Origin of the sequence: Streptomyces sp. LN549, from assembly GCF_043203805.1 — a bacterium.
GTDB lineage: Bacteria > Actinomycetota > Actinomycetes > Streptomycetales > Streptomycetaceae > Streptomyces.
Genome location: NZ_JAZHRI010000002.1, coordinates 5,943,547 through 5,962,094, shown reverse-complemented (window position 1 = coordinate 5,962,094; position 18,548 = coordinate 5,943,547). Strand labels below are relative to the sequence as shown.

The window sequence follows — 18,548 nt, the reverse complement described above, 5'->3', positions numbered from 1 at the left end:
CGGGTGCCGCCGCTCACGCGGAACGGCCCGCCTCCCCGCGAGGGGTGACGGGCCGCCCGTACCGGCCGTGTCCGTGGTACCACGCCCGTCACGCCGTGGCACCTACGCCGCGGCCGGGATCCTCCGCTCCGCCGGGGCCGAGGCCGGGGCCAGGGCGATCTCCAGCACCTGGCGGACGTCGGTGACCGGGTGGACCTCCAGGGTGTCCAGCACCTCGGCGGGGACGTCGTCCAGATCGGCCTCGTTGCGCTGCGGGATCACCACGGTGGTGATGCCCGCGCGGTGGGCGGCCAGCAGCTTCTGCTTCAGGCCGCCGATCGGCAGGACCCGTCCGGTCAGCGACACCTCACCGGTCATCGCCACATCCGTACGGACCAGCCGCCCGGAGAGCAGCGAGGCCAGCGCGGTCGTCAGGGTGATGCCCGCGCTCGGGCCGTCCTTGGGGACCGCGCCCGCCGGGAAGTGGATGTGCACGCCCCGGTCCTTCAGGTCCGCGACCGGCAGCTCCAGCTCCGCGCCGTGCGACCGCAGGAAGCTCAGCGCGATCTGCGCGGACTCCTTCATGACGTCGCCGAGCTGACCGGTGAGGGTCAGTCCGGACGCCCCGGTCTCCGGGTCGGCGAGCGACGCCTCCACGAAGAGGACGTCACCGCCCGCCCCGGTCACGGCGAGTCCGGTGGCCACACCCGGCACCGCGGTGCGGCGCCCGGCCGGGTCCTGGGCGGATTCCGGGACGTGGTGCGGCCGGCCGATGAGACCGCGCAGGTCGTCCTCGGTCACCGTGAACGGCAGTTCGCGGTCACCCAGTTCGTGCTGGGCCGCGACCTTGCGGAGCAGCCGGGCGACGGCCCGCTCCAGGTTCCGGACCCCGGCCTCCCTCGTGTACTCGCCGGCCAGCTTGCGCAGCGCCGACTCGTCGAGGGTGACCTCGGCCTTCTCCAGACCGGCCCGCTCCAGCTGGCGCGGGAGCAGGTGGTCGCGGGCGATGACGACCTTCTCGTCCTCGGTGTAGCCGTCGAGCCTGACCAGCTCCATCCGGTCGAGCAGCGCCTCCGGGATGGCTTCCAGGACGTTGGCGGTGGCCAGGAAGACGACGTCGCTGAGGTCGAGTTCGACCTCCAGGTAGTGGTCGCGGAAGGTGTGGTTCTGCGCCGGGTCGAGCACTTCGAGCAGGGCTGCGGCAGGGTCGCCCCGGAAGTCGGAGCCGACCTTGTCGATCTCGTCGAGCAGGACGACCGGGTTCATGGAACCGGCCTCCTTGATGGCGCGCACGATGCGGCCCGGGAGTGCGCCGACGTACGTACGCCGGTGGCCTCGGATCTCCGCCTCGTCCCGGACACCGCCGAGCGCGACACGGACGAACTCACGGCCCATGGCGTGCGCTACGGACTCGCCGAGCGAGGTCTTTCCGACACCGGGCGGCCCGACCAGGGCCAGCACCGCACCGCCGCGCCGGCCTCCGACCACACCCAGCCCGCGGTCGGCGCGCCTCTTGCGCACCGCGAGGTACTCGGTGATGCGCTCCTTCACGTCCTGCAGGCCCGCGTGCTCGGCGTCGAGGATCTCCCGGGCGCCCTTGATGTCGTACGCGTCCTCGGTCCGCTCGGTCCACGGCAGTTCGAGGACGGTGTCGAGCCAGGTCCTGATCCAGGAACCCTCGGGGCTCTGGTCGGAGGAGCGCTCCAGCTTGTCGACCTCCTTGAGCGCGGCCTCGCGGACGTGCCCGGGAAGGTCGGCGGCCTCGACGCGTGCCCGGTAGTCGTCGGACTCGTCCTCCGGGTCACCGTTGAGCTCGGAGAGTTCCTTGCGTACGGCGTCGAGCTGGCGCCGCAGCAGGAACTCGCGCTGCTGCTTGTCGACGCCCTCCTGGACGTCCTTGGCGATCGACTCGGCGACGTCCTGTTCGGCGAGGTGCTCACCGAGCCACTGGATGGCGAGCTTCAGCCGGGCCACCGGGTCGGCGGTCTCCAGCAGCTGCACCTTCTGGGCGGTGGTGAGGAAGGGGGAGTATCCGGAGTTGTCGGCGAGCGCGGAGACGCCCTCGATCTGCTGGACCCGGTCCACGACCTGCCAGGCGCCACGCTTCTTCAGCCAGCTGGTGGCGAGCGCCTTGTACTCCTTGACCAGCTCGGCGGCGGATCCGGGGAGGGGCTCGGGGACGGAGACGTCGACCCGGGTCCCTTCCACCCAGAGCGCGGCACCGGGACCGCTGGTCCCGGCCCCGATCCGCACGCGTCCCCGGCCGCGGATGAGCGCGCCCGGGTCGCCGTCCGAGAGCCGTCCGACCTGCTCGACGGTCCCGATGACACCGATCCCGGTGTAGGTCCCGTCGATGCGCGGAACGAGCAGCACCTCGGGCTTGCCGCCGCCTTCTCGGGCTGCGGCCTGTGCGGCCTCCACCGCGGCACGTACATCGCTGTCGGACAGGTCCAGAGGCACCACCATCCCGGGCAGCACGACCTCGTCGTCGAGCGGCAGCACAGGCAGGGTGAGCGGTGTGACCGCATTGGACTCAGTAGCCATGATCTCCCCTTCGGCAGTCAAGTTGAGCTATGCAGACTCAATGCTCCTGAGCCGCTCAATGTTCCCGGGGGTGCGTTCGCTGTGAGCGATCACGGTGTGGCTGCCTCTGCGTGCCCCGTTTCCAACGCCGCAGGGGGCCTCCGTAGTCCCGGTCCCTGCCCCGTACGAAATCCCGTGGAGGCCCGCTGCGCCGCCGGACAGGATGGCCCCATGAACAGTTCAGCGCTTCCCTCACAGGCCCTGCTGGTCGTGGACGTCCAGAAGGCGGGTGTGACCGGCGACCGGGCCGTGCCCGGCGCGGCCGGACTGCTGGGACGGACGACGGACCTGATCGCCCGTGCGCGCAGGAGCGGTGCGCTGGTCGTGCACCTTCAGAACGACGGTGCACCCGGCGCGGGCGACGAGCCGCACACACCGGGCTGGGCGCTCCACCTGCCGGTCGAGGCGGGCCCCACGGAGTTCGTGATCCGCAAGACCAGGGACGACGGCTTCGCCGGCACGCCCCTGGGCTCCTTGCTGAGCGGGGCGGGCGTCGAGGCGGTCGCCGTGTGCGGCGTGATGTCGGAGATGTGCGTCCAGGCGACGGCGCGCACCGCCCTGGCCCTGGGCTACCGGGTCGTCCTCCCTCACGACGCGCATGCGACGCAGGACATCCCGGCAGCTCCCGGCATCAGCGAGGCGGTCCCGGCCGCCGTGGTGTCCCGGGTGGCCGCGTGGGCGATCAGCGGGGATGCGGAGGTCACCGTGCCGGCCGCGGACGTGAGGTTCGGGGCGCCGCCGCGGGCGTAGCCGTAGCCACGCGGATGGGCTGGTCAGAGGGGAGCTGGACGGGCAAAGTGCCCCCATGGACGACAACCGAGGGCTGAAGCGGGACGGCACCATCGCGCGGGAGGGCTCACTGAGCCGGGTGCAGGAGAAGTTCGCGCCTGTCGTCGCGGCGGCCCGTTCCCGGATCACCGAGGTCTTCGGTCCCGACCGGCTGGACAGCGCCTACGTCTACGGCAGCATTCCGCGTGGCACGGCCACACCCGGGGTCTCCGACCTGGACCTCCAGCTCGTGCTGCGCGGCGAGCCCACCGGGCCGGACCGCGCCGACGCCGACACCGTCGAGGCCCAACTGGACGCGGCCTTCGACGAGATCGACGGGGTGGGCATCCTGCTGAGCGGCGCGGACACGCTGCTCAGCGCACTCGAACGCCACGACGGGGGCTTCTTCCTCGCCTGCCTGTGCACCCCGCTGCTCGGCGACGACCTCGCCGCCCGGCTGCCGCGCTACCGGCCGACCTCGCTGCTCGCCCGCGAGACCAACGGCGATCTGTGCCTGTTGCTCCCGCGCTGGCACAAGCAGGCCGCCGAGGCCACCACGGACGCGGAACGCCGCGCCCTGAGCCGCCGCGCCGCCCGCCGGATCGTCCGTACGGGCTTCACCCTGGTCATGCCGCAGTGGGGCGGCTGGACCAGTGACCTGGCCGAGTCCGCCGAGCTCTTCGCCCGCTACTACCGGCACCGTCCCGGGCGAGCCCGGCAGATGCGGCTGGCCGCCCGCACGGGCCGCACCCCGACCGCCGACCCGGCCGTCCTGTCGATGCTCGTCGACGACCTGGCTCCGTGGCTGGCGGCCGAACACATCGCGGTGCACGGCGAGAAGGCACCGCGCCCCTGACGGCATCTTCGGGCGCCGCACGTGAACCGATCAGGGTCCGGGCTGCGATAGAGGGGGTGTGAGCCACTTGGGCCCCTCGGGGGACGACCGGAACGACGAGGCGCTGCTGCGCGCCGTCGCGCAGGGGGACCCGACGGCCCTGTCCGCGCTCTACGACCGCCATGCCGGCTGGCTGCTGGCCCGGCTGAAGCGGCGGTGCGCGGACCCCGAGACCGTACGGGAGGTGCTGCAGGACACCTTCGTCACGGCCTGGCGCTCCGCCGGTTCGCACCGGGGCGCCGAGGCGGGCGGCTGGCTCTGGGTGATCGCCGCCCGCCGGCTGGTCGACGCGCAGCGGACCCATGCCAGGACGGAGCGCGTGGCACAGGCCGAGCACGCCGGGAGCGGGCAGTGGGCGGCCGCCGTGCCGTCCGCCGAGGAACGGGTCCTGGCCGGTCTCGAATACGGCGACGTGGGTGCCGCGCTCGACCGGATCTCGCCCGAACTCCGGGAGGTCCTGCGGGCGACGGTCATCGACGGGCTCACGACCCGGGAAGCCGCCCGGCTGCTCGGCATACCGGAGGGGACGGTCAAGACCCGGGCGCTGCGGGCCCGCCGCGAGCTGCGGACGGCACTGGACCGGCTGGTTGTGGAGAACGGCCCCTTGGGAGGAACCGCATGACGGTCTGGCACGTGGGCGACGGACTGGCCCGGAGGTACGCCGCGGGCACGGCGGCCGAGACGGACGCCTGGTCGCTGGAGAAGCACGTCGAGTCGTGCGCACCCTGCGCGGCCCGGGTCTCGGCTTCGGTACGCGACCGGGGGGACGCGGCACCGCTGCTGGAGGGGGTGCGCGCGGCGGTGCTGGCAGCCGCGGCTGCCGAGCCGGTGCGGGGGCGCTCGTGGCGGCGGGTGCGGGGGACGCTGCGGACGCGGGGGCGTCCGCGGTTGCCGGCACCGGGGCCCGCCACCCGGATCGGGCGGGTGCTGTGGGCCGCCGGGCCCGCCCTGCGGGGGTCGTGGGCGGCGGCGCTGGTACTGGTGGCGCTCGGGGCCGTCGCCCTGGCGTACGGGGGCGGGCTCGGCGGCACGGCGCGGCCCCTGCTCCTCGTCGTCGCGCCGGTGCTGCCGCTCGCCGGGGTCGGCCTCTCGTACGGGCGCCCCGCCGACCCGATGCATGAACTCACGGCCACGACTCCGGGCGGCGGGCTGCGGCTGCTGCTGGTCAGGACCGCCATCGTGCTCGCCGTCACCGTCCCGGTGCTCGCGCTCGCCTGGGCGGTGCTGCCCGCATCGGCCGGCGGTCCGGGGGCCGTGGCGTGGCTGCTGCCGGGACTGGCCATGACGCTGGCGGCGCTGGCGCTGAGCAGTTACGTCGGCTGCCGCACCGGCGCCTCGTCCGTCGCCGCGTGCTGGGCCGCCGCCGTCGCCGTACCGACCGTCGGAACACCGCCGTCGGGGCTCGACGAGCCGCTCGCGGCAGCAGTCCGCTACTTCGCGGGGCCGGCCGCACAGGGCGGCTGGGCGGCCGCGGCCGTGCTCTGCGCCGGGCTGCTGACCCTGCGCCGCAGATCCTTCGACCACCTGGAGAAGTCATGAGCGTGATCGCATGAGCAGCACCGTCAGAGTTTCGGGGCTGACGGTCCGGCATCGCCGTACGACCGCCCTGGAAGGCATCGATCTCGACTTCGCACCCGGGGTGCACGGACTTCTCGGACCGAACGGCGCCGGCAAGACGTCGCTGATCAGAGTGGTGTCCACGGCCGCCGCTCCGACCGCCGGCCGGGTCGAGCTGCTGGGCAGCGAGGTGGGGGCGGCCGCTGACCACCGCAGCCGCGCGGCGGTCCGGCGCAGGCTGGGCTATCTGCCGCAGGAGTTCGGCTACTACCCGGGCTTCACTGTCCGCGAGTTCGTCGCCTATGTGGCGTGGCTCAAGGAGATGGACGGCGCCCTGATCGCGAGCGCCGTGGAGCGTGCGGTGGACCGGGTGGGCCTGACGGACCGGATCGACGCCCGGATGAAGACCCTGTCGGGCGGCATGGTGCGGCGCGTGGGCATCGCGCAGGCGATCGTCAACGAACCGGAGTTGCTGCTGCTCGACGAGCCGACCGCCGGTCTGGACCCGGAGCAGCGGGTGGAGTTCCGCACGCTGATGCGGGAGCTCGGCGAACGGGCCACGGTCATCCTCTCCACGCACCTCGTCGAGGACGTGGCCACGGCCTGTTCCAATGTGACGCTGGTCGAGGCGGGCCGGATCGCCTACCGGGGGACGACGGCCGAGCTGTCGGCCCTCGGCAGCGAGGACGGCGAGGGGGACCGGCTCGACGGCAGCCCCATCGAGCGCGGCTACACCGCCGCTCTGCACACCCACCGTGCGACGGCGGCCGCCCGATGACGACGACCGGAACCCTCACCACCGAACAGCAGGAGTCCCCCGGGCCCCGCTCCCGTTCGCCCCGCTCGCCCGCCGCGTACCGTCCGACGCTCCTCGTACTGCGGACCGAGCTGCGCCGCGGTATCGCGCCGTGGACCGGTGTCGGTACTGCGGTCACGCTCGCCGTCACCATGGCGGCCAAGGCCGACACCTGGCAGGGGAACTGGGGCGAAACCCAGGGACTGCTGCATTCCGGGGCCACCTTGCTCGTCGGTCCGCTGGTGGCAGCCGCTTCCTGCTGGCAGGGTGCCCGCGACCACCGGCGTTCGACCACCGAGCTCTGGCTCTCCACCCCGCGTGCCAGGTCCACGCGGGCCGTGGTGGCCGCGCTGCCGCTCGCCCTCTGGGCGGTCGCCGGGTATCTCGTCGCACTGACCGCCTCGCTGCTGGCCACCTGGCCGTACGCCGGGGGCGGCAGCCCGTTCCCGTCCTTCGCCGTCGCCGACAGCGCCTTCCTGGGCGCTGTCGGCCTGGTGGGATTCGTCGTCGGGCAGCGGTGCCGGTGGCGGCTGGCCGCGCCCGTTCTCGCCGTGCTGCTGTACCTCGTGCTGGGCGTTCCGAGCTACGCCGACTCCTCGGCCCAGTTCCTCGACCCTGCCGTGCAGTACGCGCTCGACGGGTCGCTGCCCGTGTGGTGGTTCGCCCCCGCAATGGTGGCGTGGACCTGCGGTCTCGCCCTGGCCGCAGTGATCGTCCACGCGGCCAGGCGCCGGTTCCTCGCCGTCGTACCGCTGGCCGTGGCGGCGGCCGTCGCCCCGCTGATCGTGCACACCGGCCCCGGTCTGCTGCGGGAGGACCCGGCCGCGGGCCGCATCGTCTGCGCGGACGGCACCCCGCAGCTCTGCCTGACCGAGTACGACGCATCGCTGCTGCCGCAGGTCTCCCAGGCGCTGTCCGGACTGTTCGGGCGGCTGGACGGAGTGCCGGGGGCACCGGCCCGCTACGTGAACCAGGACCCCCTGCACGGCTCCGACGAAGCCTGGGTACCGGCGCCGAACCTCGGCTGGTACCTCCTGCGAGGGCGACTGCACCACTCGGAGGACTTCGTCCGGCAGGTGGCCTCCAGCGTGGTGAACCGGGAGTGCCCGGATTCCCTCTACACCGACCGCTCCGCCGGCGGCCATCGGGTGATGGCGACCGACGAAGCCGTCAGGTACTGGCTGGCCGACGCGTCGCAGACCCCCGACGCGGAGAAGACCCCACAGCTCCGCCGGCTCGAAGCCATGCCGGCTCCCGAGCGCCGGGGCTGGCTCGGCCGCTTCCTGGCCACGCGCACGAGCTGCTCCCCGACCGAGGTGCCCGTCCTGTGAACACGGCCGCCGGAACCCCCGCGAAACGTTCGGCACTCCTCCCCGTCCTCTATGTCCGCTCCCGCGGTCTGCCCCGGACCGCCGCCGCGCTGGCCTGCATCGTTCTCCTCGCCGCCTGGTCCGCCGACCGGCTGGAGGACCGCTTCGACCCGAGCGCCCGCGTCCCGGTCCTCGTGCTGGCGCCGCTGCTGGTGTCCGCGGCCATCGGCACCAGCCTGTACGCCGCCGCCGACGAGCTCGACCGGACCGCCGTGCACCGCTGGTGGCCGCGGCGGCTGCTGCATCTGCTCGCGCTCACCGTCCCGGCCGCGGCGGCTCTCGCGCTGGCCGTCCCCGGGCATCCCGAGACGTTCGGCGCACCCGGCATGATCCGTAACGTGCTCGGCGCCACCGGGGTGGCGGCCGCCTCAGCCGCCCTCATCGGTGCCCGGCTGAGCTGGCTGCCGATGACGGTCTACAGCAGCGCGGTGTACCTGGCGGCCCCGCGCACCCCGGGAGGTGCGGCATCCCTGTGGGCCTGGCCGATGCAGCCGGGGCCGCAGGCCGGGGCGTGGGTGGTGGCGCTGCTGGCGTACGGGGCGGGGACCGCACTGTTCGCGGTACGCGGGGCCCGCCCCGAACGCGGCTGACCACTCCCCGATCGGCCCGTGTTCGGGCAAACCGCTGGCCCGGCCGCCTCCGGGCGGGCCAGGATGGCGGGGACACCGACCGCCATCCACCGGAGATCAGCGCCATGCCCCTCGCCCTCGGCCCCGACGCCCTCGCCCCCGTCACCCTGGACCGCCGCGAGGGACCGTACGGAGAGGTCGTCCTGCGCAGGCGGGGCGAAGACTTCGAGATCATCGCCAACGGGTGCTTCCTGATGGACACCTCCGACGGGCGCTCGGAGCGGCTGCTGATCGACGCCGCGCTCGACGCACTGCCCGCAGACCGGCCCGCTCCGGCGGTGCTCATCGGCGGGCTCGGTGTCGGGTTCTCGCTCGCCCGGGCCGCCGCCGGGCCGCGATGGGGGCGGATCGCGGTCGCCGAGCGGGAGCAGGCCATCGTCGACTGGCACCTGGACGGGCCGCTGGCCGGCATCTCGGGGGCCGCGCTCGCCGATCCACGGACCGTGGTCCTGACGACGGACCTCGTCGCTTACCTCCGTACGACTACGGACCGTTACGACGCCCTGTGTCTGGACATCGACAACGGGCCGGACTGGACCGTCACCGAGGACAACGGGAATCTGTACTCCCCCGCCGGACTCGCCGACTGCCACGCGCGGCTCACGCCGGGCGGCGTGCTCGCGGTGTGGTCCGCACAGCCGTCCGCGGCGTTCGAACAGGCCTTGCGGAATGCCGGATTCCGTGGGGTTGGGACGGAAGAAGTAGGCGTTGCCCGAGGTGTGCCCGACGTGGTCCATCTCGCAATTCGAGCAGGCTGAGATCCCCCCACCGGGTATGCGGGACCCGGGACGCCCGGGGTCCAAGCGCCACAAGCGCGACACTCCGCCTCCTCTGTTCCCCCCGGACCGCCGCCGCGGCCTTGCACCCTGCGTAGCCGGGAGCCCTCCGCTGCCTTTACGCTGCTGACCGATAGCGGGATCACCCAAGAAATTCACGAGCGAAGACCGTACGTCCGGGGGAATGGCCCCCGTGAAAACGGGCAGGGGCGGGGCGATGGAACAGACACACACCACCCACACAGGTGTCGCGGCCACCCCGGGCGCACAGCGCCGCGTGCTGGTGGTCGAGGACGACGCCACGATCGTCGATGCCATTTCCGCCCGGCTGCGGGCCGAGGGCTTCCTGGTGCAGACCGCGCTCGACGGCCCTGCGGCCGTGGACGCGGCCGAGGCCTGGCAGCCGGATCTGATGGTGCTCGACATCATGCTTCCCGGCTTCGACGGCCTGGAGGTCTGCCGCCGCGTGCAGGCCCAGCGCCCGGTGCCGGTACTGATGCTGACCGCCCGGGACGACGAGACCGACATGCTCGTCGGTCTCGGCGTCGGCGCCGACGACTACATGACCAAGCCGTTCTCCATGCGTGAGCTGGCGGCCCGGGTCCACGTGCTGCTGCGCCGGGTGGAGCGGGCCGCACTGGCCGCCGTGACGCCCCGCAGCGGAATACTCCGCCTCGGCGAGCTGGAGATCGACCACGCGCAGCGCCGGGTGCGGGTGCGTGCGGACGATGTCCATCTCACGCCGACCGAGTTCGATCTGCTGGTCTGCCTGGCCAACACCCCGCGCGCGGTGCTCTCCCGTGAGCAGCTGCTGGCGGAGGTCTGGGACTGGGCGGACGCCTCGGGCACCCGTACCGTCGACAGCCACATCAAGGCGCTGCGCCGCAAGATCGGCGCCGAGCGGATCCGTACCGTGCACGGCGTCGGCTACGCGTTGGAGACCCCCGCGCCATGACCGGGCCCGGACAGGGGCTGCGGCCGTTCTCCATCAAGGCCAAGCTGGGCACGCTCGTCGTGGTCTCGGTGTTCATCACGACCGGGCTGCTCATGGTGGCCCTGCGCACACGCACCGAGCTCCGGTTCATCACGGTGTTCTCGGTGATCGCGACCCTGCTGATCACCCAGTTCGTGGCGCACGGTCTGACCGCGCCGCTGGACGAGATGAGAGCGGTGGCCCGGTCGATCTCGCACGGCGACTACACCCGGCGGGTGAGCGGCGCCGACCGGCGCGACGAGCTCGGCGACCTGGCGCAGACGATCAACCTGATGGCGGACGATCTGGCGGCCGTCGACCGGCACCGCAAGGAGCTGGTGGCAAACGTCTCACATGAGCTGCGCACGCCCATCGCGGCGCTGAGAGCCGTGCTGGAGAACGTCGTGGACGGGGTGTCCTCGGCCGATCCGGAGACGATGCGCACGGCCCTGAAACAGACGGAACGGCTCGGCAGGCTGGTGGAGACGCTGCTGGACCTGTCCCGGCTGGACAACGGCGTGGTCACGCTGAAGGCCGGCCGCTTCGAGGTGTGGCCCTACCTGTCGGGGATCCTCAAGGAGGCGAACCTCGCCGCCGCACACCGCCGGCTGTCCTCGGGCTCCGGCAACCACTCCCGCAAGGACGTCCATCTGCACCTGGACGTGTCGCCGCCGGAGCTGACCGCGCACGCGGACGCCGAGCGGCTGCACCAGGTGGTGGCCAACCTGATCGACAACGCGGTGAAGCACAGCCCACCGCACGGCCGGGTCACCGTGCGCGCCCGGCGCGGCGGGCAGCCCGAGTCACTGCACCTGGAGGTCGTGGACGAGGGGCCCGGCATCCCTGAGTCCGAGCGGCACCGGGTCTTCGAGCGTTTCAACCGCGGCGAGGTGGCGTCCCCGCACGGTCCGGGCAGCGACGGCGGTACTGGACTGGGGCTGGCGATCGCCCGCTGGGCGGTGGATCTGCACGGCGGCCGGATCGGTGTGGCCGAATCCGCTCGCGGCTGCCGCATCCGCGTCACTCTTCCGGGGACCCATCAACCGCGAGGTTGACATAGGGTTCGAACCGGAAGGGCGCGTTCTACGTGTTCTGTTCAAGGGGTACGGTCCAAGGGGCCGTAACTGCGGTCTCGCGTACCCGGAGCGAAGCGGAACCAAGCTTGTTTCCCGCCATTTCCTGCCCCGAAACCCGACTTTCGATGTGACTTGCACGACGAAGACCGGCCCGGCCTGCATGGAACGGCCGGGGAGGCGTAGCCTTGATTTCCGCTGTCCATCACCTTGTGAAGCGGAAGAGGGCGGTTGCCGCCGTGTCGTCTCAGTCCCCCAGTAACTCGAGCATCTCGACCGACCAAGCCAGCCCGGGTACGAACCCGGCTGCTGCTTTTGGCCCCAATGAGTGGCTCGTCGACGAGATCTACCAGCAGTACCTCCAGGATCCCAATTCGGTCGATCGCGCCTGGTGGGACTTCTTCGCCGACTACAAGCCGGGTACGTCCGGCACGGCGGACAAGCCCGTTCCCGGCGCCGCAGCCGCGGGGGCTGCGGTGCCTGCGGCTCCGGCCGCCGCCGCACCGGCCCCCACCACCGCGCCTGCCGCACCTGCGCAGCCCGCGGCTCAGGCCCCGGCCGCACCCGCTGCCCCGGCGCCCGCACCTGTCGCGTCCGCACCTGCCGCCCCAGCGGCTCCGGTGAAGGCCGCCCCGGCGAAGGCGGCACCGGCTCCGGCCGCGAAGGCTGCCGCCACCCCGGCAACCGAGGCCCCGGCCGGTCCGGAGTACGTGACGCTGCGCGGCCCGTCCGCCGCTGTCGCGAAGAACATGAACGCCTCGCTGGAGCTGCCGACGGCCACGTCCGTCCGCGCCGTTCCGGTGAAGCTGCTCTTCGACAACCGCATCGTCATCAACAACCACCTCAAGCGCGCCCGCGGCGGGAAGATCTCCTTCACGCACCTCATCGGGTACGCGATGGTGCAGGCCCTCAAGGCCATGCCGGCGATGAACTACTCCTTCGCGCAGAAGGACGGCAAGCCGACCCTGGTCAAGCCGGAGCACGTCAACCTCGGCCTCGCCATCGACCTGGTGAAGCCGAACGGCGACCGCCAGCTGGTCGTCGCGGCCATCAAGAAGGCCGAGACGCTCAACTTCTTCGAGTTCTGGCAGGCCTACGAGGACATCGTCCGCCGGGCCCGCAACGGCAAGCTCGGCATGGACGACTTCACCGGGGTCACCGCCTCGCTGACCAACCCCGGCGGTATCGGCACCGTTCACTCGGTGCCCCGCCTGATGCCCGGACAGGGCCTCATCATGGGCGTCGGCGCGATGGACTACCCGGCGGAGTTCCAGGGCACGTCGCAGGACACCCTGAACAAGCTGGGCATCTCCAAGGTCATGACGCTGACCTCGACGTACGACCACCGGGTCATCCAGGGCGCCGCCTCCGGCGAGTTCCTGCGGATCCTCTCCCAGCTGCTGCTCGGCGAGAACGAGTTCTACGACGAGATCTTCAAGGCGCTGCGCATCCCCTACGAGCCGGTCCGCTGGCTCAAGGACATCGACGCCTCGCACGACGACGACGTCACCAAGGCCGCGCGGGTCTTCGAGCTGATCCACTCCTACCGGGTCCGCGGCCACGTCATGGCCGACACCGACCCGCTGGAGTACCACCAGCGCAAGCACCCCGACCTGGACATCACCGAGCACGGCCTCACCCTGTGGGACCTGGAGCGGGACTTCGCGGTCGGCGGTTTCGCCGGCAAGACGATGATGAAGCTCCGCGACATCCTCGGTGTGCTGCGTGAGTCGTACTGCCGCACCACCGGCATCGAGTTCATGCACATCCAGGACCCGAAGCAGCGCAAGTGGCTCCAGGACCGGGTGGAGCGTCCGCGCCCCAAGCCCGAGCGCGAGGAGCAGCTGCGCATCCTGCGCCGGCTGAACGCCGCGGAGGCGTTCGAGACCTTCCTGCAGACGAAGTACGTCGGCCAGAAGCGGTTCTCGCTGGAGGGCGGCGAGTCCGTCATCCCGCTGCTCGACGCGGTCATCGACTCCGCCGCCGAGGCCCGCCTCGACGAGGTCGTCATCGGCATGGCCCACCGCGGCCGGCTGAACGTGCTGGCGAACATCGTCGGCAAGTCGTACGCGCAGATCTTCCGGGAGTTCGAGGGCAACCTCGACCCGAAGTCGATGCACGGCTCCGGCGACGTCAAGTACCACCTGGGCGCCGAGGGCACCTTCACCGGTCTGGACGGCGAGCAGATCAAGGTCTCGCTCGCGGCCAACCCCTCGCACCTGGAGGCGGTCGACCCGGTCCTGGAGGGCATCGCCCGCGCCAAGCAGGACATCATCAACAAGGGCGGCACGGACTTCACCGTCCTGCCCGTCGCACTCCACGGCGACGCGGCCTTCGCGGGCCAGGGCGTCGTCGCCGAGACGCTGAACATGTCGCAGCTGCGCGGCTACCGCACCGGCGGCACCGTGCACGTGGTGATCAACAACCAGGTCGGCTTCACCGCCGCCCCGGAGTCCTCGCGCTCCTCGATGTACGCCACCGACGTGGCGCGCATGATCGAGGCACCGATCATCCACGTCAACGGTGACGACCCCGAGGCGGTCGTCCGTGTCGCACGGCTCGCCTTCGAGTTCCGTCAGGCGTTCAACAAGGACGTCGTGATCGACCTCATCTGCTACCGCCGCCGCGGTCACAACGAGGGCGACAACCCGCAGTTCACCAACCCGCAGATGTACACCCTGATCGACAAGAAGCGCTCGGTGCGCAAGCTGTACACCGAGTCCCTCATCGGTCGCGGCGACATCACGCTGGAAGAGGCGGAGCAGGCGCTCCAGGACTTCCAGGGCCAGCTGGAGAAGGTGTTCGCGGAGGTCCGCGAGGCCACCTCGCACCCGGCTCAGCCGCATGTGTCCGAACCCCAGGCCGAGTTCCCGGTGGCCGTGACCACCGCGGTCTCCCAGGAGGTCGTGAAGCGGATCGCCGAGTCGCAGGTCAACATCCCCGACCACATCACCGTCCACCCGCGCCTGATGCCGCAGATGCAGCGTCGTGCGGCCTCCGTGGAGGACGGCACGATCGACTGGGGCATGGGCGAGACCCTGGCCATCGGTTCGCTGCTGATGGAGGGCACCCCGGTCCGGCTCGCCGGCCAGGACACCCGCCGCGGCACGTTCGGCCAGCGCCACGCGGTGCTGGTCGACCAGGTGACCGGCGAGGACTACACCCCGCTGCTCTACCTCACCGACGAGCAGGCCCGTTACAACGTCTACGACTCGCTGCTCAGCGAGTACGCGGCGATGGGCTTCGAGTACGGCTACTCGCTGGCCCGCCCGGAGTCGCTGGTCATCTGGGAGGCCCAGTTCGGTGACTTCGTCAACGGCGCACAGACCGTCGTCGACGAGTTCATCTCCTCGGCCGAGCAGAAGTGGGGCCAGACCTCCGGCGTCACACTGCTGCTGCCGCACGGCTACGAGGGCCAGGGCCCGGACCACTCGTCCGCCCGCCCGGAGCGCTTCCTCCAGATGTGCGCGCAGGACAACATGACGGTCGCGATGCCGACCCTGCCGTCGAACTACTTCCACCTTCTGCGGTGGCAGGTGCACAACCCGCACCACAAGCCGCTGATCGTCTTCACCCCGAAGTCGATGCTCCGCCTCAAGGCGGCGGCGTCGAAGGCGGAGGAGTTCACCACCGGCGGCTTCCGCCCGGTGATCGGCGACGACTCGGTCGACCCGAGTGCGGTCCGCAAGGTCGTCTTCTGCACCGGCAAGGTCTACTACGACCTGGACGCCGAGCGTCAGAAGCGTGGCGACACGGAGACCGCGATCATCCGTCTGGAGCGCCTGTACCCGCTGCCGGGTGCGGAGATCCAGGCCGAGATCGCCAAGTACCCGAACGCGGCGAAGTACCTGTGGGCCCAGGAGGAGCCGGCCAACCAGGGTGCCTGGCCGTTCATCGCCCTGAACCTGATCGACCACCTGGACCTGGCCGTCGGCGCCGACGTCCCGCACGGTGAGCGCCTGCGCCGCATCTCGCGGGCGCACGGCTCGTCCCCGGCGGTCGGCTCGGCCAAGCGCCACCAGGCCGAGCAGGCACAGCTGGTCGCCGAGGTCTTCGAGGCCTGACCGCTCGTCGTACGTACGGAAGGGGCCCGGTCCGCGATTCGCTCGCGGGCGGGGCCCCTTCGGTTTCGGCGTGGTGTGCCTGGGCTGTCTCTCAGATGACCAGTGGCTCGAAGTCCCAGTACGGACGGTTGCGGGAACGGGCCGAGACCGTGTGGACGTGCTGGGCGCCAAGCGTCGAGACCAGGTCCTCGAGTGCCTCGCCCTCGGTCTTCTCGGCCTTCTGCCGTTCCCGCAGGCCGCGCAGGTCGGCAGCGTGGGCGATCCGGGCGGAGAGCGTCAGCGGATGAGTGCGGCCGAGGATCTCGATGGCCCGGGTGACGACCGAGTCCGTCAGAGCGGCGGCGGACTCCGTGTCCCCCACCAGGTTGCGCAGCGCCGAAGCGTTGATCGCGCAGCCCAGGGTCCAAGGATGGTTCTCGCCCACGGCCCGTGTCATGGCGGCCAGTGACTCCTCCACGAGCGCGTGGGCGTGCTCCCGCTCCCCCACGTTGCGCAGGATCAGGGCGTGGTTGCCCCGGGTCCCCGCCGCGAAGGGGTGCTCCTCGCCGAGCATGTCGACGTAGGCGGCGACGGCCTTCTCGCTTATGGCCCTGGCCTGGTCGATGCTGGCGTGCTCCCGGGCGAAGCAGCTCTGGCCGGCCGCGAACATCATGGTGAACGGGGCGCCCTCGCCGAGGACCCGTTCGGATCGTTCCAGGACCCGGGTGAACAGAGTGGCGGCCTGGGTCCGCTCCCCCGAACGGTAGTGGCACAGAGCGAGGTTGAACTCGGCCCGCAGGGTCTGCGGGTGGTCCCGCCCCATGACCTTCCGATGCACCGTGACGCTCTGCCTCTGGAGCGACATCGCCTCGTCGTAGCGGCCGAGCAACCGCAAGTCGGTGGAGTAGTGGATCTCGGAGTCCAACCTCCAGGAGTGGTTCACTGGCAGGAGCGTCCGCCGGGACTCCAGCGTATGCCCGTCGAGGTCCAGGGCCTCCGGGTACCGGCCCAGCAGCCGCCAGGTGACGGCCAGGTTGTTCTGCGCGGCGAGGGTGCGCGAGTCCTGGTCTCCCAGCAGCTCGCGGTAGCCGGAGAGCACCCTGCCGGACATCTCCCATGCCTCGTCGTAGCGGCCGAGGCCCCGCAGGTCGGCGGCGAGACCGGCGGCGGCGCGCAGGTGCTCCAGGTCCTGGACTCCGCGCTCGGTGCGCAGATGGTCCACGGCTGCGCGCTCGATGGCCTCCGTACCGGCGTAGTCACCGACGGCCCTCAGCAGATTGCCGTAGTGGTAGCTGACGTCCCAGATCCTGGGGTGGTTCTCACCGAGGAGTTCCTGCCAGGCCTTCATGGCGCGTTCGCCCAGTTTGATGCCGGCCCGGTACTCCCCGGACACGTACATGTAGCGCAGGCAGTTGAGCACCAGGTTCTGCACCGTCGGGTCGGTGCTCCTGAGCACGTCCGCCCACTTCAGGTGCGGGGTGAGCTCGGCGTACGTGGGCCATTGACTGGGTTCGGTGGGGCGGCCCGGGTCCGCGGCCGCGAGCGCCCGGCGGACGACGCCGATGAACTCCTGACGGTCCCGTTCCGTCATGTCATGGCCGACGATCTGGTGGACCATGCGGTGCATGTAGAGCGATTCGCCGGACGACGCCACGTCGTCGGCCGACTCATGGGACTCCAGCCGGACGACGGAGTACTGGCGGAGCTGGCTGATCGCCTTGTTCCAGAGCAGCGGATCGTTCATCAGCCCGGACACCTGCTCCGGCAACTCTCCGGAGGGCATGTCCTTCAACAGCCTTACGGGGATGGATCCGGGTGCGAAGAAGCTGCACAGCCGCAGCAGGTCGACGGACTCCGGGACCGTGTCCTTGAGCTTGTTGAGCAGTATCGACCAGGCCGTCTGAAAGGCGAGCGGGAAGTCCGCGGAGACCTTGACGACGTCCTGGTCGATCCCGCCTTCCAGGAGCTCGATGTACTCCTCGACCGACATGTCGGAGTCGTTCAGCCAGCCGGCGGTCTGGTCCAGAAGCAGCGGAAGGTCCTCGAGTGCGTCGGCCAGCTGGTCGGCCTCGGCAAGGGTCAGACGGGCGGCACGGCGGCGGATGAAGGCCACCGACTCCTCACGGGTGTAGACGGGCACCTCGACGAGATGGCTGTTGTGCTCGCTCCACTCCGGGTTGCGGGAGGTGATGAGGACATGTCCGGGGCCGGTCGGCACCAGGTCCCAGATCTGGTCCGGCTCGTCCGCCCCGTCCAGAATCAGCAGCCAATGGGCGTGCGGGTCGCCCCGGCGCAGCGAGTCGCGTACCGCACGCAGCCGTTCGCCGTACTCGGCGCCGGTGGACAGGCCCAGTTCCGGGGCGAGTTCGGCGAGCTTCTGACGGTAGAGCGCACGACGGTCGGCGGGCACCCACCAGACCACGTCGTACTCGGAACCGAAGCGGTAGACGTATTCGGCGGCCAGCTGGGTCTTGCCGACGCCGGACATGCCGTGCAACGTCACGACCCCGGCGCCCCGGCCGGACTCCTGGAGGGCGCTGTAAGCCTGGCTGAGCAGCTCCTCACGCCCGGTGAACCGGATGTTGCGCCGCGGCACCCCTCCCCATACCTGCGGAGTGTCGGCCGGATAGCGCGGGCCGGGCCGGACCTCGGCCGCCTCGGGCAGCGGGTCCGAGGGCAGCCCCAGCCTCGCGAGGAGCCTCCGCTCCGCCTCGTCGGCACCGACGTTGGTCAGGTCCGCCGCGCCGAACACCGACGTGGCACCGGGCAACGCGGACGTGGTGACACAGACCGCGGCGAACCGCTCGGGGTCCGGGGCCACCTCCGCGCGCAGCGCCCTGTTCCATTCGTCATGGCTGCGGGGGCCGAGCTGGAAGTACCAGTCGCTGAGGATCACCAGGACGAGGCCGTGTGAGAGCGTCAGGTCCCGCAGGGACTCCTCCAGCGGAATCTCCACCGGCGGATCCCACCGCTGCTGGTAGACCGTCACGCCGCGGCGCTCCAGACGGTCCGTGATCCACGCCGCCCAGGCGCGGTTGTAACCGGCGAAACTGATGGTGACGGTTCTCGCCCCGGTTGCTCCAACTTGCCTGGCCGTTCCGGGCAT

The 18,548-nt window shown here is 71.4% G+C and carries 13 protein-coding genes; 11 read left to right on the top strand and 2 right to left on the bottom strand.

What is annotated here, in order from left to right:
• Nucleotides 1-102 precede the first annotated feature (102 nt).
• Nucleotides 103-2,523, bottom strand: coding sequence for an endopeptidase La (gene lon, locus SH922_RS27180; protein ID WP_393060452.1), 2,421 nt, complete (start codon nucleotides 2,521-2,523; stop codon nucleotides 103-105).
• A 210-nt stretch (nucleotides 2,524-2,733) separates the two neighbouring features.
• Here lon and SH922_RS27175 point away from each other — a divergent pair, with 210 nt between their 5' ends.
• The 11 genes from SH922_RS27175 (at nucleotide 2,734) to SH922_RS27125 (ending at nucleotide 15,463) form a co-directional block, all read left to right on the top strand.
• Nucleotides 2,734-3,312, top strand: coding sequence for an isochorismatase family protein (locus SH922_RS27175; protein WP_393060451.1), 579 nt, complete (start codon nucleotides 2,734-2,736; stop codon nucleotides 3,310-3,312).
• A gap of 55 nt (nucleotides 3,313-3,367) precedes the next feature.
• A complete protein-coding gene (locus SH922_RS27170) occupies nucleotides 3,368-4,186 on the top strand; it encodes a nucleotidyltransferase domain-containing protein (protein ID WP_393060450.1) in 819 nt (272 codons plus the stop codon).
• A gap of 58 nt (nucleotides 4,187-4,244) precedes the next feature.
• Nucleotides 4,245-4,847: an RNA polymerase sigma factor gene (locus SH922_RS27165; protein WP_393060449.1), complete on the top strand. Its 603-nt coding sequence runs from the start codon at nucleotides 4,245-4,247 to the stop codon at nucleotides 4,845-4,847.
• On the top strand, nucleotides 4,844-5,764 hold the full coding sequence (locus SH922_RS27160) for a hypothetical protein (protein WP_393060448.1): 921 nt from the start codon (nucleotides 4,844-4,846) through the stop codon (nucleotides 5,762-5,764). The genes SH922_RS27165 and SH922_RS27160 overlap by 4 nt, the downstream gene beginning before the upstream one ends.
• A gap of 10 nt (nucleotides 5,765-5,774) precedes the next feature.
• On the top strand, nucleotides 5,775-6,560 hold the full coding sequence (locus tag SH922_RS27155) for an ABC transporter ATP-binding protein (protein WP_393060447.1): 786 nt from the start codon (nucleotides 5,775-5,777) through the stop codon (nucleotides 6,558-6,560).
• Complete coding sequence (locus SH922_RS27150) at nucleotides 6,557-7,909, top strand: hypothetical protein (protein ID WP_393060446.1); 1,353 nt, start codon at nucleotides 6,557-6,559, stop codon at nucleotides 7,907-7,909. The genes SH922_RS27155 and SH922_RS27150 overlap by 4 nt, the downstream gene beginning before the upstream one ends.
• Nucleotides 7,906-8,538 (top strand): hypothetical protein, encoded by a 633-nt coding sequence (locus SH922_RS27145; protein WP_393060445.1) that lies wholly within the window; start codon nucleotides 7,906-7,908, stop codon nucleotides 8,536-8,538. Before SH922_RS27150 ends, SH922_RS27145 begins: the two co-directional genes overlap by 4 nt.
• Nucleotides 8,539-8,642: 104 nt before the next feature.
• The gene (locus tag SH922_RS27140) at nucleotides 8,643-9,335 is read left to right on the top strand and encodes a spermidine synthase (RefSeq protein WP_393060444.1); all 693 of its coding nucleotides are present in this window, start codon (nucleotides 8,643-8,645) and stop codon (nucleotides 9,333-9,335) included.
• Nucleotides 9,336-9,570: 235 nt separating this feature from the next.
• The gene (locus SH922_RS27135; RefSeq protein ID WP_024491908.1) at nucleotides 9,571-10,308 is read left to right on the top strand and encodes a response regulator transcription factor; all 738 of its coding nucleotides are present in this window, start codon (nucleotides 9,571-9,573) and stop codon (nucleotides 10,306-10,308) included.
• Nucleotides 10,305-11,381, top strand: a complete 1,077-nt coding sequence (locus SH922_RS27130) for an ATP-binding protein (protein WP_393060443.1) — start codon at nucleotides 10,305-10,307, stop codon at nucleotides 11,379-11,381. The genes SH922_RS27135 and SH922_RS27130 overlap by 4 nt, the downstream gene beginning before the upstream one ends.
• A 257-nt stretch (nucleotides 11,382-11,638) precedes the next feature.
• Complete coding sequence (locus SH922_RS27125; RefSeq protein WP_393060442.1) at nucleotides 11,639-15,463, top strand: multifunctional oxoglutarate decarboxylase/oxoglutarate dehydrogenase thiamine pyrophosphate-binding subunit/dihydrolipoyllysine-residue succinyltransferase subunit; 3,825 nt, start codon at nucleotides 11,639-11,641, stop codon at nucleotides 15,461-15,463.
• A gap of 91 nt (nucleotides 15,464-15,554) precedes the next feature.
• Here SH922_RS27125 and fxsT read toward each other — a convergent pair whose 3' ends face one another.
• Nucleotides 15,555-18,548, bottom strand: a complete 2,994-nt coding sequence (fxsT, locus tag SH922_RS27120; RefSeq protein WP_393060441.1) for an FxSxx-COOH system tetratricopeptide repeat protein — start codon at nucleotides 18,546-18,548, stop codon at nucleotides 15,555-15,557.

Bases quoted from the DNA above. Each gene is read 5' to 3' on its own strand.
- SH922_RS27140 (WP_393060444.1), top strand. From the start codon at position 8,643: ATGCCCCTCGCCCTCGGCCCCGACGCCCTCGCCCCCGTCACCCTGGAC.
- SH922_RS27130 (WP_393060443.1), top strand. From the start codon at position 10,305: ATGACCGGGCCCGGACAGGGGCTGCGGCCGTTCTCCATCAAGGCCAAG.
- SH922_RS27175 (WP_393060451.1), top strand. From the start codon at position 2,734: ATGAACAGTTCAGCGCTTCCCTCACAGGCCCTGCTGGTCGTGGACGTC.
- SH922_RS27170 (WP_393060450.1), top strand. From the start codon at position 3,368: ATGGACGACAACCGAGGGCTGAAGCGGGACGGCACCATCGCGCGGGAG.
- lon (WP_393060452.1), bottom strand. From the start codon at position 2,523: ATGGCTACTGAGTCCAATGCGGTCACACCGCTCACCCTGCCTGTGCTG.
- SH922_RS27155 (WP_393060447.1), top strand. From the start codon at position 5,775: ATGAGCAGCACCGTCAGAGTTTCGGGGCTGACGGTCCGGCATCGCCGT.
- SH922_RS27150 (WP_393060446.1), top strand. From the start codon at position 6,557: ATGACGACGACCGGAACCCTCACCACCGAACAGCAGGAGTCCCCCGGG.
- SH922_RS27160 (WP_393060448.1), top strand. From the start codon at position 4,844: ATGACGGTCTGGCACGTGGGCGACGGACTGGCCCGGAGGTACGCCGCG.
- SH922_RS27135 (WP_024491908.1), top strand. From the start codon at position 9,571: ATGGAACAGACACACACCACCCACACAGGTGTCGCGGCCACCCCGGGC.
- fxsT (WP_393060441.1), bottom strand. From the start codon at position 18,548: ATGCCCGGAACGGCCAGGCAAGTTGGAGCAACCGGGGCGAGAACCGTC.